This window comes from Martelella limonii, from assembly GCF_013344475.1.
Lineage (GTDB): Bacteria > Pseudomonadota > Alphaproteobacteria > Rhizobiales > Rhizobiaceae > Martelella > Martelella limonii.
The window spans coordinates 82,059-96,546 of record NZ_JABUOU010000011.1 but is presented as its reverse complement, the minus strand read 5'-3'; the positions used below and the strand labels follow the sequence as shown (position 1 = coordinate 96,546).

Here is a 14,488-nt window from a genome sequence, read left to right as displayed (position 1 = left end):
CCAAAGCTGATGTATCATGGTGTCAAATCAGGAGGATTACATGAAAGCTCTCATACTTCTCGCCGCAGCACTTCCGCTTTTCGCCGTTCAGGCGAAGGCCGACGAGGCGGTAACGCTCACCCTGCCGGAAGGCACCACGGAAATTGCCGCAAAATATGACTGCGGGGATTTCACGCTCGACGCCCGCTACATCAACGGCGACCAGATCATGCTGGCAGAGCTTCAGTGGCCCGACAACCACATCATTGCGGCCGAAGTCATCGCGGCCTCCGGCGCGCGCTATGCGGCAGGCCAGTATGTCTGGTGGAGCAAGGGCAATGACGGCACGCTCTATGATGTGACCAAGGGCGAGAATGATCCGGGCACTGCCTGCACGGGTGCGAAATAGCGCCTGATGCGCAATATGGTCATTCTGTCCGGCTGTTCCGGGGGCGGCAAGTCGACGCTGCTTACGGAACTCGAACGCCGTGGCCATAAGGTGGTGGAAGAGCCCGGGCGGCGGATCGTCGCGGAAGAGCGCGCCGGCGATGGCGCCGCCCTTCCCTGGGTCGACCTCGAAGCCTTCGCCCGACGCGCCATCGCGATGGCGCTTGAAGACTGCGCTGCCGTCAGCGGCCATGACGGCTGGGTGTTCTTCGACCGCGGCCTGATCGATGCCATCGCCGCACTGGCGCACGCGACCGGCGAGACCGTCGCCGTGCCGGAGGCCCTTCGGGGCCGTTTCAGCCCACTTGCGTTCATGACCCCGCCCTGGCCCGAGATCCACCATCTTGATGATGCCAGACGCCACGGGCTTGAGGACGGTATCGCCGAATATCAACGGCTGATGGAGATCTATCCGCGGTTCGGCTTTCAAACGGTGGTGCTGCCGAAGACCGGCGTCGGTCAGCGTGCCGATTTCGTCCTCGCCACGCTTGGCGCCTGAAGGCCCGCTGCCGTCTGCTACCGGAAACGACCGCCGCGCTGGAGCACCTCGATCTTGTAGCCGTCGGGATCGGTGACGAAGAAGAACTTTGCGAAGGCGGCGCCATCGCGCTCCATGGTGACAAGCTTTCCGACCGGAATGCCAAGCGCCGTCAGCCGCTCGTGCTCTGCCGCCACATCCTCGACCGAGACCGCCAGGTGCCCGTAGCCGTTACCGAGATCATACGGTTCGCTCTGGCTTTCGTTGGTGGTCAGCTCGAGTTCGAAGCCGGTTTCGGCATTGGCGAGATAGATCAGGGTGAAGCCGTCGAAAGGGTAGCGATCGATCACCTCCAGGCCGAAGAGGAGCCTGTAGAAATCGGTCGAGCGCGCTTCATCGAGCACCCGGATCATTGAATGTATCATCTTGGCCATCAGCGGCTTGTCCTCTTGTTGATCGTGTTGCGTTTCAAACCGGCGGCTTGATCCAGGCAGGGGCAAGACTGGCCTGCGCATCGGCCGCGCCATCCCGCGCGACGGCTGCGACCCTAAAACGCTTTTGCGCGTGATGGAATGGAAAAGGGGGGCGCCTGGGTGCCCTGATGGCGGCTCGAAAGCCGTCCCCCTTGCACAATGACAGAGCCGGGTGCGTACCGGCGCCCGGTCTCCCCGGCTTGACCGTCCCGTCCGCCGCAGCTATCGCCGGAGATGTTCGGGGAGGGTTCGCCATGCTGTCGTCAAGCCGGTCTTCTGGCGCTGCTCTCTGCATCGCCGCCGTCGCCATGCTTTCGGGCGTCGATGCGCTGGCGAAAAGCCTTGGCGCCGCGCTTTCAAGCTTTCAGGTCGTGTTCCTGCGCTACACGGTTGCGGCGCTGCTGCTCGCCCTGTTCGTGGCGCTCTTCGTGCGCCAGTGGCCGAAGCGCGGCCAGCTCTCGGCCTATGCGCTGCGCGGCTTTCTGGTCGCAGCAACCGCCAGCGCGTTCTTCTACGGGCTTTCCGGCATGCCGCTGGTGATGGCGCTCGCGCTTGCCATGACCGGGCCGATCTATATGGCGGTGCTCGGCACGCTGGTGTTCGGGGAAAGGCCCGGCCGGCATCTGGTGTTTGCAATCGCGCTTGCGGTGGCCGGCTCCGGCCTGATCGTGTTCACCCGCGGAACCGGGCTTGCCGGACCGCCGGTGGCGTTGCCGGCAATCCTTGCAGGCCTGCTCGCGCCAGTGATCTACGCGCTGGCAGCCGTTGCGATGAAGCAGAACGCGACAAGCGAACACCCAGCCGTCCTCAGCCTGATGCAGGCGGTGTTTGCCGCGCTGTTTTCGCTGCCGATGGCGCTTGTCGTCTGGCAGGCGCCGCCCGCGGCACTCTCCTGGCAGATCGCGCTGATCGGGCTTTGCGGGGCGCTCGGTTTCATCCTGCTGCTTTCGGGGCTCGCCCGCGTGACGGTCTCGCTCTATGCCGTGATCGATTATTCGGCGCTGGTCTGGGCCGGGCTCTATGGCTATCTGTTTTTCGACGAGATTCCGACGGTGACGACGCTGTTCGGTGCCGGCCTGATCGTCGCCGCCTGCGTGCTCTCCGCCCGCCCGTCGTCAGGCAAAGACAAGATCACCGTGCAAGACGGATAGAATCATAGGTGACGCTGGATACGGGGTTGCCGTGCTGGTCGATCCGGATCGCCTCGACAGGGATGCCTAGCGAGGGGACATAGCTGTAGCGAAAGGCGATCGGGGCGGTGTCTTCGAGCAGAAGCGCGGTTTCCACGATCAGGGCCTGGTAGTGGCAGGCGCCGAGCGCAACCGATTGCCTGCCCCTGAAGGTCACGTCCATCGTGCCCTTCGATATGGTCTTGCCGTCTATCAGGAAGGTGACGCCGCTCTGCCAGTCATTGCCGTCGGCAAGCCTGTCGTCGATGCCCGCAACCGGCTTGTCATAGACGAAGCGGAAAGCGCCCTTGTCTCCAGCGCGCATGGTGGGGAGCAGGGCATGGGCAAATGTCGCCGTGACATCGTCGGCCGGCTCGGCTCCCCTTGGATATTGATACCGGCTGATCAATTCCCCGGCGCTTTCCCGGTAGAGGATGGCATATCCGTCGACGCTGCGGGTCAGCACGATGCCCTGTGCGAGGTCCGATGAAGCCGGGCACGCGGCAAGCGCTGCCGATGCCGGGCCCGCCAGCAGGAGGACCGTAAGGATCAGGTTTCTGGCGGAATTGGTGAACGTCATCATGTCATGTCGCTTTCAGGCAGTCGGTAGAGGCTTGAGCCGGCTCAGTGTCACAGGCGCCCGCATGGTTGCATTTCCCTTTGCCGGCGAGCAAGATCCCCGAGGACGATATCGGATGGATGCGCTCGCCGCCGCCTGCCGTTCTTGCGGCCGGAAGGGGCATGCGGGGCGGGAGCGGCAGCCCGAAAGCCAGGCAACGGCAGTGTCGCCCGTCTCTCGGCCGTCATCTTTTTTAAAAGCCCGGGCGCCAAGACGCTTGAAAAATGGCCAAAGAGCCTGTAACAGCCCACTGCAACGCAAAATCCGCGTTCGGGCCGCTTTAGCTCAGTTGGTAGAGCACATCATTCGTAATGATGGGGTCACGTGTTCGAGTCACGTAAGCGGCACCATTTCCTTCAAGCCTGATTTTTTGCCCCTTGGGGCCGTCATGCCTTCAGGCGGGAACTGGTCTGGCGGGCGCTCTGCTGTTATTCAATCCTCACGGCCGGAGGAGGCGCGATGACCAATCTGCTCGAAATCTGCGTCGGCGACATTGCCGGGCTTGATACGGCGGTGCAAGCGGGCGCGGATCGGATCGAGCTCTGCATGGCGCCCGATCAGGGCGGACTGACCCCCTCGCCGGGACTGATCGAAATCGCCGCCGGTGCATCGATACCGGTCCATGTCCTGATCCGTCCGCGCGCCGGCGGCTTTGTCTATTCCGAAGCCGAGTACAAGACCATGCTGCGCGATATCGCATTCTGCCGAGAGGCCGGCATTGCAGGCGTGGCGATCGGTGCGCTCGACACGCATCACGAACTCGATGAGGCAGGGCTTTCCCGGCTGATGGAGGCGGCCCATGGCATGGACATCACGCTGCACCGCGCCTTCGATCTCACGCGGGATCCCTTTGCCGCGCTTGAAAGGGCGATTGCGCTTGGCATTCCGCGCATCCTGACCTCCGGCCAGGAACCGCGTGCGAGCGAGGGCAGGGCGCTGATCGAAGCGCTGGCTGCCGCCGCAGACGGCCGGATCGCATTGATGCCCGGAAGCGGCATCAATGCGTCCAATGCTCATCTGTTTCTGGATATCCCCGGCATCACGCAGCTTCATGCCTCATGTACAATCCGCCACCAGGGCGAGCCCATGAAGCTGCAGGGTTTTGAAAGTGCTGCTCCACGCCACACCGATGAGCGCGCAATCCGGGCGCTGAAGGCCGCCATGGCCTGACGCCTCGGGCGATTTCCGGATGAAGCGGATGCCGGCCTGAAACAGCGCACGGACTGTGGCAGGGACAAGGGCAGGCACTGCGTCCGCCGGAGGCACGACTGCTCCACACCATCTCGCAGTCAGGGGGGCACACCCGTCACACCCCTTCTTGCGCCAAGACAAGCAGGCAGGGCGGCCTTGCTTTGCGGGGAAATCCGGACTTGCCCTATCGGGTAAGGCCGCGGGCATCCACCGCCCAGGCGCTGATCGTTCCGTTTTCCAGCACCAGAACCTGATCGTGCAGGTTGGTGACCGGGCAGACATGGTTGGGAACAACCCGCAGCCTTTCGCCGATCTCGGGTTTCCTGTCGCATTTCGACAGGTCGACCATGCCGTGTTCCTCGCTGAGGCGATCGATCACGGCGTCCGGATATTCCCTGATCAGGCCATGGCCCGGTCCGCCCTTGCCGGAAGGATCGCTGGTCAGCGACTTCGATCCCGCATCGATGACGGCCCTGTCCGGCTCCGGGCGGCTGACGACGGTGACCACGACATCGAAGGCGCAGTCTTCAAGCCTGGCGTGGCTGGCGCCCATCATCATCCGGTCGTTGTAGATATAGGTGCCCACCCGCAATTCGTCGATCACGCCGAGCGTGTGGACGAGAAACGCATCCGGCGTGCCGCCGCCCGAAACCAGCGGGATCGCGATGCCGGCCTGTTCGAATGCGGCGCGCGCGGCATTGACGAAGGTGACGGTGTTCTCGTTCGCCGGATAGGTCATCAACCCGGCGAAGACGAGATTTCCGGTCCCGGTCACCTTTCCGGCAAGGGCAAGCGCCTCTTCGACGCTGACGACGCCCGTGCGTTTTGCCCCGGTATCGAATTCGACAAGCACGGCGATGTCCGATCCTGCAAGGGTTGCGGCTTCGGCCGCTGCCTCAAGCGCAGCAAGGCTGTCGATTGCGACGGTCAGCCTGATCCGGGCCGCAAGGGCTGCAAGCCTTTTCACCTTGCCGATCAGCGGATAGGAAATCAGGATATCGTCAAATCCGGCATCGGCCATGATCTCGGCTTCGCCCAGTGTCTGGCAGGTGATGCCGCGCGCGCCAAGCGCCAGCTGCCGCTTCGCCATGGCGACGCTCTTGTGTGTCTTGATATGCGGTCTGAGCGCAATGCCGTGCCGGTCGCAATAGTCCTGCATGCGTTTAAGATTGGCATCGACGATGGCGAGATCAACAAGCGGTGCGGGGGTTTCGATGTCTTCGTAGGTCACGTCGTCTCCTGCTGATCGATCGCTTACGGAGGTCCAGGCGGCTGTCTGAGAGATACCCAGGCCGGCCGAACCGTGATCATAGCGTAATGCCGCCGGATATACCAAAACACCGTCAGACGCCGAGATACTGGTCCGTCAGCTCCGGCGTCAGGCCGTCAATCCCGCCCTGCCACACCGTTTCGCCGCGCTCGATGATCACCGCCTTGTCGGCGACGGAGGCGATTTCCTTCAGCGACTTGTCGACCAGCAGGATCGAAAGCCCCTCCGCCTTGAGTGCCCTGACGCCCGCCCAGATCTCCTGGCGCACCACCGGCGCCAGGCCCTCGGTCGCTTCATCAAGGATCAGAAGGCGCGGATTGGTCATCAGCGCCCGGCCGATCGCCAGCATCTGCTGTTCGCCGCCCGAAAGTGTCGCCGATGTCTGCCGCATGCGTTCCTTGAGGCGGGGAAAAAGCGCCGAGACGCGCTCGATATCCCAGGGCCCCGGACGGGCGGCGACCACCAGGTTTTCGGCAACTGTCAGCGGCGCAAAACAGCGCCGTCCCTCCGGCACGAGGCCGACGCCGAGACGGGCGACCTTGGGCGCGGTCAAACCCTTGACGTCCCTCCCGGCAAAGGCAAGCGTGCCGCCCGAATGCGGGAGCAGCCGGCTGATGCAGCGGATCGTGGTGGTCTTGCCCATGCCATTGCGCCCCATCAGCGCCACCACCTCGCCCTCGTCCATGGCAAGCGAGATGTTGAAGAGCGCGCGCACCGCGCCATAGGCGGCGGTGACGTTTTCGAGTTCGAGGAGCCGGGTCATGCCTCTTCTCCGAGATAGGAACGGCGCACTTCCGGATTGGCGCGGATTTCGGCGACGCTGCCCGATGCGATGATCTTGCCGTAGACCAGCACCGAAATGCGGTCGGCAAGGGCGAAGACGGCATCCATGTCGTGCTCCACAAGCAGGATCGGCGCCTCGCGCTTCAGTTCGGCAAGGGTGGCGGTGAGCTGCTTTCCGCCCTCGAGCCCCATGCCGGCCATCGGCTCGTCGAGCAGAAAGGCCCTCGGCCGCATGGCAAGCGCCATCGCGATTTCGAGCTTCCGCCGCTCGCCATGGGAAAGCGAGGAAACCGTGACATTGTAGCGTTCTGAAAGCCCCGCCTCGCCGATATGGTACATGGCGGGCTCGGTGAGCTTGCGATCGGAAAGCGCGGGCAGGAAGAAGCGGAACGTCCGCCCCGATGCTCCCGCCACAGCAAGCATGACATTCTGCAACACCGTGAAATCGGCGATCACCGACGACACCTGGAATGAACGGGCAAGGCCGAGACGGGCGCGGGCTGCGGCGTCGAGATCGTCAATCACCTGGCCCTCGAAACGGATCGTGCCGTGATCGGGGCGGGTTTCCCCGACGATCTGCTTGATCAGCGTCGATTTGCCGGCGCCGTTCGGCCCGATCAGCGCATGGATCTCGCCCGGCAGCAGCGTCAGGCTGACGCCATCCGTCACGGTCAGCGCGCCATAGGCCTTGCGCAGATCGGTGATTGAAAGGACCGGATCATGCATCGCGCGCTCTCCCCTGGAAAAGACGCCCGGTGACGAGCCCGATCAGGCCGCCCGGCGAATAGATCACGATCACCAGCAGCAGGATGCCGAGCAGCGCCTGCCAGTATTCGCTGATGCCGCCGAGCAGGTGTTCGAGCAGGATGTAGATGGCAGCGCCCGCGACCGGTCCGCAAAGCCTGCCGACGCCGCCGAGGATGACAAACACCATGATCTCGCCAGACATGTGCCACGACAGCATGGCCGGGCTTACGAAGCGGTTGAGATCGGCATAGAGCGAGCCCGCGAGCGCCACGATCATGCCGGACAGCACGAAGGCGACCAGCAGCACGCCATAGGGCCGGATGCCGACGGCCATGCTGCGCTGCCGGTTCTGGCGCGCCGCCTGCAGCGCAAGGCCGTAGCGCGACTGGGTGACAACGGCGGTGAAGACCAGCGCGATCGCCAGCAGCGCAGCGCATATGGCAAAATACTGGATCGGATCGAAGGTGTTCATGCCCGGGAAATTGTTGCGGACATAAAAGCTCAACCCGTCCTCGCCGCCATAGCGCGGCCAGCTGATCGCGAAATAGAACACCATCTGCGCAAAGGCGAGCGTCACCATGATGAAGTAGACGCCGGTGGTCCTGAGTGACAGAAGGCCGATCGCGAGCGCCAGGATGCCGCCTGCCACCATCGCCATCGGCCAGATGCCGAGCATGTCATTGCTGCCGGCCAGCGTGAAGGGGAGGGTGAACACCGGTTCGCCGGACATCGCATGGCTTGCCAGAATGCCGGTCACATAGCCGCCGACGCCGAAGAAGGCCGCATGGCCGAGCGAGACCAGCCCGCCATAGCCGAGTGCGAGGTTGAGGCCGACGCCGGCGAGCGCGAAGATCGCCGCCTTGGTGGCGAGCGTCACGGCAAAGCCGTTGCCCATCAGATGCGCGCCGATCGCAAAGGCGATGAGCGCGAGGAAGATGACGAGATTGATGATGATTTCGCGGGTCATGCTCTTGCCCCGAACAGGCCCTGCGGGCGGATAACCAGGACCACGGCCATCAGGATGTAGATCAGCATCGAGGCGACGGTCGCCCCCATGGCATTGGCGCCGGCACCGCCGCCGAGTGCTGCGAACAGGGACGGCAGCAGCGCCTTGCCGAGCGTGTCCGTCATCCCCACAAGCAGCGCGCCGATCAGCGCGCCCTTGATCGACCCGATGCCGCCGATGACGACCACGACGAAGGCGAGGATCAGCACCGGTTCGCCCATGCCGACCTGCACCGACTGGATCGAGCCGACCAGCGCGCCGGCAAAGCCCGCAAGCGCCGCGCCCAGCGCGAAGACGATGGTATAGAGCGCCGCAATATCGACGCCGAGTGCGGCAATCATTTCCCGGTCGGCCTCACCGGCGCGGATGCGGATGCCGAGCCGCGTGCGCGCGATCAGCAGCCAGAGCCCGATCGCGATCGCGATGCCGAAACCGATGATGACGAGGCGGAACATCGGATATTGCAGCCCGCCGGGCAGAGTGACGGCCCCGGACAGCAGGTTGGGCAGGTTGAGATAGAGCGGGAAGGACCCGAAGACCCATCGTGTGCCTTCCGAAAACACCAGGATCAGCGCGAAGGTCGCCAGCACCTGGTCGAGATGATTGCGGGCATAAAGCTTGCGGATGATGCCGACCTCGATCAGCGCGCCGACGCCGGCGGAAACCAGCAGGCTTGCGGCAAGGCCGAGCCAGTAGTGGCCGGTCGCCGCCGCCCCGAAGGCGCAGGCGAATGCGCCGACCATGAAAAGCGAGCCGTGAGCGAGATTGATCAGCCCCATGACGCCGAAGACCAGCGTCAGGCCGGCCGCCATCAGGAACAGCATCATGCCGTACTGCAGGCCGTTCAGGGCCTGTTCGACAAAGAGCGACACCCGCTCCTCCTTCGAAAGATGTGGAGTGAGGGGCCGGCGCGTCAGCGCCAGCCCGGCAAAAGGCCCTGCGGGACCTTACATCTTGCACTCGGCAGCGTAGGCGTCGGCGTGATCGGTCATCACGGTGCCAACGAGCTTGTTCGTCAGCACGCCATTGTCATCGATCACTTCGCGGACCACGAAGTTCTGGATCGGATGCTGGTTCGGGCCGAACTTGAAATTGCCGCGGACGCTGTCGAAATCGGCAGCGGCGAGCGCCGTGCGGAAGGCATCCGCATCTGCAACATCGGCAGCGGCAACCGCCGACAGCAGCAGGTTTGCGGTGTCATAGCTCTGCGCGGCGTAAAGCGAGGGCAGGCGGCCATATTCTGCCTCGAAGCCTTCGACGAAGGCCTTGTTGGCCTCGTTGTCGAGATCGGGCGACCAATCGGAGGTGTTCTTGACGCCGATCGCGGCATCGCCCATGGCCGGAAGGATGTCCTGGCTGAAGCTGAAGGCCGGGCCGATCAGCGGCTTGTCGACGCCGGATTCGGCATATTGCTTCATGAAGGAAATGCCCATGCCGCCCGGCAGGAAGAAGAACACCGCATCGGCGTCGCTGTCGCGGATCTGTGCGATCTCGGCGGCATAGTCGGTCGCGCCGAGCTGGGTGTAGACTTCCTTGACGACGTCGCCATCATAGAAGCGCTTGAAGCCGGTGAGCGAATCCTTGCCCGCCGGATAGTTGGGCGCCATGATGAAGATCTTCTTGATGCCTTCCTGGGTGGCGTAGGCGCCTGCGGCTTCGTGAAGATTGTCGTTCTGGTAGCTGACCGCGAAATATTTCGGATTGCAGCCGGCGCCGGCAAGCTGCGAGGGCGCCGCGTTGGTCGACAGGTAGAACTTGCCCTGCGCGACTGCGGACGGCACCACTGCCATGGCAAGGTTCGACCAGACGATGCCGGTCAGGACGTCGACCTTGTCGGACTGGATCATCTTGTCGGCGATCTGGACGGCGACGTCGGGCTTCTGCTGGTCGTCCTCGACTACAACCTCGATGTCGGATGCAGCATCGCCGGCCTGTTTCAGCGCCAGCATGAAGCCGTCGCGCGTGTCGGTGCCGAGCGACGCGCCGCCGCCGGACAATGTGGTGATGAGCCCGACCTTGACCGGGTCTGCGTGGGCCATGCCCGCAACACCGATTGCGAGCGCCATCACGCCGCTTTTCAGAAGAGTGCTGAATTTCATGTTTATCCCCATCTTGTTGTTCACGATTCCTTCGGAATTCGTCTCGGCCAAAGGCAACGCCCCTCGTGCCCATGGGGGCAGTCTAGTCGAAGCGTGTCGCCATGATAAGCCGTTGGGGGTTAAGCTGACACAATTCAAGTATTACATCAAACTTAAAATAATCTGCGCATGAACTTCGTTTTCTTTGAGACGGTTGGGTTGCGACGCGGCAGCGTTTCAGAATTTGTTTCTGGCAGGATGACACGACGCTATCGCTGGCCCTTGCCCTCAGCCGTTGCCTCTTCCATCTCTCGGCGTCATCCTCGGGCTTGACCCGAGGATCTAACCAAATGCCATCACGAGCGGCGAGAGTGACAAGGGCTGACGCTGTCCTTAACCCTCTAAAACCTGTCGCGGCAGACGTGATTGGATCCTCGGGTCAAGCCCGAGGATGACGCTGAAGAAGAAGGCGCAGATGCCCGCCTCACTCAAACCTCGCAAAGCGAAAAAATCTGAAACTATTTTAAAATTAAACTTATTGCCAACTTGACTTACGCGACGCCGATTTGTTCGAGAACCATTTTTCCGAACCGGTGGCACGGATTGGCCATGGCGTCGAGGATCGAATAGTGGTGGTGGCCGGCAACCGCAAGCGCGTCACAGGCGCCGCCTGCCGCTCTGATATGGCCGGCATAGAGCTGGTTCTGCCGGTGGAATTCGTCGCTTTCCAGCGCGCCGACGGCGGCGATCACCGGTGGAATCCTGGCTGGCAGCGGCAGGTCGAGCGGGCTGTTGCGGCGCGCGGCTTCCTGATCCATGGCAAGATCGGCATTGAGGTTGGTATGCCGGATCGGCTCGAGGTCGAACAGGCCGCTCACCGTGGTCACGCCCTTGATCGGATAGCCGGACACCGCGCCGAGCCCGGACCAGTCGGCGCCGAGCAGCATGCCGGCAATCTGGCCGCCGGCCGAATGGCCGGAGACGAAGATGCGCGCCTCATCGCCGCCATAGGAGGCGGCATTGCGCCAGATCCACTCGAACGAACGGCGGCATTGGTCTGCGATCGTGTCCATGGTGACGGCCGGGCAGAGACCGTAATTGGGCAGAACCACGGTGACGCCCCGTTCCACAAAGGGCCGGGCGAGGAAGCGGTACCAGGATTTGTCCGTCGAGCGCCAGTAGCCGCCGTGATAGAACACCAGCACCGGCGACGGCCCGCCACCGGCGCCAGGGAAGATGTCGAGCTTTTCGGCGTCGCTGTCGCCGAAGGGCACATCAAGCGTGCAGTCGAGCCCGGCTGTCGCCGTCTCGCTTTCAGCCTGCCAGCGCCTGGCATAAGCGCCGAAGGCGGGCACGCTGTCGCGCGCATTGTACTGGGTGTTGAGCCCGTTTTCGTCGTAGGCGCGAAAGGCATCGCGATCGCTGGTCATGCCGCTGGCTCCAGTTGCCGTTCGAGCTTTGCCTTGATCGCATCCGGCCAGGGTTGCGGACGGCCGCGATCATTGACGAAGACGAGCCGCGCCCTGGTCTCGAACCGTTTTTGCTCCCCGCAATGCGCCGTCATCCGGTAGGAAAACGAGGTCTTGCCGACACGCTCGACCACAAGGGCGATCAAGAGGTGATCGCCATGCAGGCTCGGCGCGACGAAATTCGTCTCGATCGACGCCGTCGGCACGCCCTCGCGGCCGACAAAGCTCTCAAAGGGCCATTCCAGAACATCCGAAAAGAAGGCCTCGACGCAGTCGTTCATCATCTCGAAATAGCGGGGGAAGAACACGATCCCGGCCGGATCGCAGTGCTTGAACAGGACTTTCTGCTTCATCTCGAATGTCATTGGGGGGCCTCTCAGGACTGCAGGCGGAACCGCTGGATCTTGCCGGTGGAGGTCTTCGGCAGCGTGTTCACGAACTTGATGCTGCGCGGATATTTGTAGGGCGCGATGGTCGCCTTCACATAATCCTGAAGCTCTTTCACAAGCACATCGCTGGCGTCATGTCCTTCGGCGAGCACGATATGCGCCTCGACGATCTGGCCGCGGGCCTCGTCGGGCGCGCCGATCACACCGCATTCCGAGACGGCGGGATGGCGCAGGAGCGCCGCCTCGACCTCGGGACCGGCAATGTTGTAGCCCGCCGATACGATGATATCGTCATTGCGCGCGGCAAAGTGGAAATAGCCGTCTTCGTCGTGGACGAAGGTATCGCCGGTGATGTTCCAGCCGCCCTCGACATATTCGCCCTGGCGCTCGCCAAAGAGATAGCGGCAGCCGGCCGGTCCGCGCACGGCAAGCCGTCCCATCGTGCCGCGCGGCGCTTCCGAACCGTCTTCGGCAAGCACCTTCGCCTCATAGCCCTCCACCGGCTTGCCGGTACAGGCCGGACGGTGGTCGTCGAAGCGGTTGGTGATGAAGATGTGGAGCATCTCGGTGGAGCCGATGCCGTCGAGCATCGGCTTGCCGGTCTTCTTGATCCAGGCCTCGTAGACCGGTGCGGGCAGGGTCTCGCCGGCGGAGACCGCGGCGCGCAGGCTCGAAAGGTCCGCGCCATCTTCCATGGCTTGCAGCATCACGCGATAGGCGGTCGGCGCGGTAAAGCAGACGGTGGCGCGGTATTTCTGGATGATCTCGATCATGTTCGGCGGCGAGGCGACTTCCAGAAGCGTGGCCGCCGCCCCGAAGCGGAGCGGAAACACCGCAAGTCCGCCAAGCCCGAAGGTGAAAGCGAGTGGCGGCGAGCCGATGAACACATCTTCCGGCGTCACCTTCAGCACGCTTTTCGCGTAGCCATCGGCGATGATCAGCAGGTCGCGGTGGAAATGCATGGTCGCCTTCGGGTCCCCGGTCGAGCCGGAGGTGAAGCCCAGAAGCGCGACATCGTCCTGCGCGGTGTCGACGGCATTGAATTTCACCGGCTTTTCCAGCGCTAGCCGGTCGAGTTCGGCATCGTGATTGGCGGTGCCGTCAAAGCCGATGACCTTCTTCAGGAACCGGCTTTCCTTGGCGCAGGCCACCAACTCTTCCATCAGCCGCGTATCGCAGAGCGCGAATTCGATCTCGGCCTTGTCGATATATTTGGCAAGCTCGCCGGCGCGCAGCATCGGCATGGTGTTGATCACCACGGCGCCGGCCTTGGTGGCGGCAAGCCAGCAGGCGACCATGGCGGGATTGTTGGCGGAGCGGATCAGCACCCGGTTGCCGGGCTTGACGCCGAGATCGTCGACCAGCGCATGGGCGAGCCGATTGGTCCAGTCCGTCATTTCCTTGTAGGTCCGCCGGCGGCCATTGCCGATCAGGGCGATATGGTCGCCGAAACCGCGATCGACCATCGCGTCGGTCAGCTCTACGCCGGCATTGAGCCGGTCTGGATATTCAAACCCTTCGAGGAGAAGGTCCGGCCAGCTGTCCATCGGCGGCAGGTTGTCGCGGGCGAAGCTGTCGGTATGGCCGGAGGGCCGGAGTTGCTGAGGCATGGTCTGTTCCCGTTATTTTTTTGAGTAACGCTGCCTGTTTCTTTTTTACGTCAGGCTGGCGGCGCGTCCATATAGGTTTCAAGCCCGGCGCGGATATCGTCCGGCCAGGGTGTCGATCTGTGGTTTTCGGTCGAGGTGAGCACGATGCGCTGGCGCACCGACCAGATGACCTCGCCATCAACGCGGGCGAAGGTTTCGAGGTCGAGCGAGGAGGTGCCGATGCGGCGCACATGCATCGCAAAATCCAGGACATCGCCGAACCGCGCCGGCTTTTCGAAGCCGATCTCCATCTTCAGCACAGGCATGCCGAGATTGCGCTTCATCATCATCTCTTCCCAGGTGATGCCAAAGGATGCGAACATGGCGCGGTTGACCTCGACCAGCATCGAGAAATAGGCCGGGTGATAAGCGATACCGGTCAGGTCGCAATCGCCGAACCGCAGGGTCTGGGAGGTTTCAAACGGCATTTTCTTTCCCCTGTTTCGAGCACGCATGTTTTCACCGGCATTTCCGGTTTGACAAAAATCATAAAGGAGGCGATTTGTTATTTCAATATTGAAATATTCAGCTTTTCATTCGCGCAGGCCCGCTGCCACCCCTTCTGCGTCATCCTCGGGCTTGACCCGAGGATTCAATCACGTCGGTCGCGAGCGGTGTTCGCGGTGTCCACGCCGCGACCGCCCCGCTAAAACCCTTCCCGCCCGCTCTTTTCGTAGGGAGAGGTGCTTAGATCCTCGGGTCAAGCCCGAGGATGATGTTGGCGGGGGAGGAGGGATGATC

The 14,488-nt window shown here is 63.0% G+C and carries 16 protein-coding genes and 1 tRNA gene; 5 read left to right on the top strand and 12 right to left on the bottom strand.

Going from position 1 to position 14,488, the window contains the following annotated elements; translation table 11 throughout:
* Window positions 1–40 precede the first annotated feature (40 nt).
* Both HPQ62_RS18750 and HPQ62_RS18745 read left to right on the top strand, forming a co-directional pair.
* Entirely contained in the window at window positions 41–388 is a 348-nt protein-coding gene (locus HPQ62_RS18750; RefSeq protein WP_244629771.1) for an MliC family protein, read from the top strand.
* 6 nt (window positions 389–394) lie between these two features.
* Window positions 395–925, top strand: coding sequence for an AAA family ATPase (locus tag HPQ62_RS18745; RefSeq protein ID WP_174804119.1), 531 nt, complete (start codon window positions 395–397; stop codon window positions 923–925).
* Window positions 926–942: 17 nt separating this feature from the next.
* On the opposite strand, the gene HPQ62_RS18740 is transcribed toward HPQ62_RS18745, so the two are convergent.
* Window positions 943–1,338: a VOC family protein gene (locus HPQ62_RS18740; protein WP_174804118.1), complete on the bottom strand. Its 396-nt coding sequence runs from the start codon at window positions 1,336–1,338 to the stop codon at window positions 943–945.
* Between the two features lie 293 nt (window positions 1,339–1,631).
* On the opposite strand from HPQ62_RS18740, the gene HPQ62_RS18735 reads away from it, so the two are divergent.
* Window positions 1,632–2,528, top strand: a complete 897-nt coding sequence (locus HPQ62_RS18735) for a DMT family transporter (protein ID WP_174804117.1) — start codon at window positions 1,632–1,634, stop codon at window positions 2,526–2,528.
* Here the strand turns inward: HPQ62_RS18735 and HPQ62_RS18730 are convergent.
* Window positions 2,509–3,129 (bottom strand): hypothetical protein, encoded by a 621-nt coding sequence (locus tag HPQ62_RS18730; protein WP_174804116.1) that lies wholly within the window; start codon window positions 3,127–3,129, stop codon window positions 2,509–2,511. The genes HPQ62_RS18735 and HPQ62_RS18730 overlap by 20 nt on opposite strands.
* A gap of 310 nt (window positions 3,130–3,439) precedes the next feature.
* Between HPQ62_RS18730 and HPQ62_RS18725 the strand changes: the two genes are divergently transcribed.
* Both HPQ62_RS18725 and HPQ62_RS18720 read left to right on the top strand, forming a co-directional pair.
* Window positions 3,440–3,515: transfer RNA gene (locus HPQ62_RS18725), tRNA-Thr, on the top strand.
* A gap of 109 nt (window positions 3,516–3,624) precedes the next feature.
* Window positions 3,625–4,335 (top strand): copper homeostasis protein CutC, encoded by a 711-nt coding sequence (locus tag HPQ62_RS18720; protein ID WP_174804115.1) that lies wholly within the window; start codon window positions 3,625–3,627, stop codon window positions 4,333–4,335.
* Window positions 4,336–4,540: 205 nt separating this feature from the next.
* On the opposite strand, the gene HPQ62_RS18715 is transcribed toward HPQ62_RS18720, so the two are convergent.
* From HPQ62_RS18715 to HPQ62_RS18670, 10 genes are all read right to left on the bottom strand, one after another.
* Window positions 4,541–5,587: an alanine racemase gene (locus tag HPQ62_RS18715; RefSeq protein ID WP_174804114.1), complete on the bottom strand. Its 1,047-nt coding sequence runs from the start codon at window positions 5,585–5,587 to the stop codon at window positions 4,541–4,543.
* A gap of 112 nt (window positions 5,588–5,699) precedes the next feature.
* Entirely contained in the window at window positions 5,700–6,389 is a 690-nt protein-coding gene (locus tag HPQ62_RS18710; RefSeq protein WP_174804113.1) for an ABC transporter ATP-binding protein, read from the bottom strand.
* Complete coding sequence (locus HPQ62_RS18705; protein ID WP_174804112.1) at window positions 6,386–7,135, bottom strand: ABC transporter ATP-binding protein; 750 nt, start codon at window positions 7,133–7,135, stop codon at window positions 6,386–6,388. Before HPQ62_RS18705 ends, HPQ62_RS18710 begins: the two co-directional genes overlap by 4 nt.
* Window positions 7,128–8,123: a branched-chain amino acid ABC transporter permease gene (locus HPQ62_RS18700; RefSeq protein ID WP_174804111.1), complete on the bottom strand. Its 996-nt coding sequence runs from the start codon at window positions 8,121–8,123 to the stop codon at window positions 7,128–7,130. Before HPQ62_RS18700 ends, HPQ62_RS18705 begins: the two co-directional genes overlap by 8 nt.
* On the bottom strand, window positions 8,120–9,034 hold the full coding sequence (locus HPQ62_RS18695; protein ID WP_174804110.1) for a branched-chain amino acid ABC transporter permease: 915 nt from the start codon (window positions 9,032–9,034) through the stop codon (window positions 8,120–8,122). The genes HPQ62_RS18700 and HPQ62_RS18695 overlap by 4 nt, the downstream gene beginning before the upstream one ends.
* A 75-nt stretch (window positions 9,035–9,109) precedes the next feature.
* Window positions 9,110–10,261 (bottom strand): ABC transporter substrate-binding protein, encoded by a 1,152-nt coding sequence (locus HPQ62_RS18690; RefSeq protein WP_174804109.1) that lies wholly within the window; start codon window positions 10,259–10,261, stop codon window positions 9,110–9,112.
* Window positions 10,262–10,791: 530 nt separating this feature from the next.
* Window positions 10,792–11,670, bottom strand: coding sequence for an alpha/beta hydrolase (locus HPQ62_RS18685; protein WP_174804108.1), 879 nt, complete (start codon window positions 11,668–11,670; stop codon window positions 10,792–10,794).
* Window positions 11,667–12,074 carry an acyl-CoA thioesterase gene (locus tag HPQ62_RS18680; RefSeq protein WP_174804107.1) on the bottom strand — a complete coding sequence of 136 codons (408 nt, stop codon included), beginning with the start codon at window positions 12,072–12,074 and terminating at the stop codon, window positions 11,667–11,669. The genes HPQ62_RS18685 and HPQ62_RS18680 overlap by 4 nt, the downstream gene beginning before the upstream one ends.
* A gap of 11 nt (window positions 12,075–12,085) precedes the next feature.
* On the bottom strand, window positions 12,086–13,708 hold the full coding sequence (locus tag HPQ62_RS18675; RefSeq protein WP_174804106.1) for an AMP-binding protein: 1,623 nt from the start codon (window positions 13,706–13,708) through the stop codon (window positions 12,086–12,088).
* Window positions 13,709–13,758: 50 nt separating this feature from the next.
* Complete coding sequence (locus HPQ62_RS18670) at window positions 13,759–14,175, bottom strand: acyl-CoA thioesterase (RefSeq protein WP_174804105.1); 417 nt, start codon at window positions 14,173–14,175, stop codon at window positions 13,759–13,761.
* Window positions 14,176–14,488: the final 313 nt, after the last annotated feature.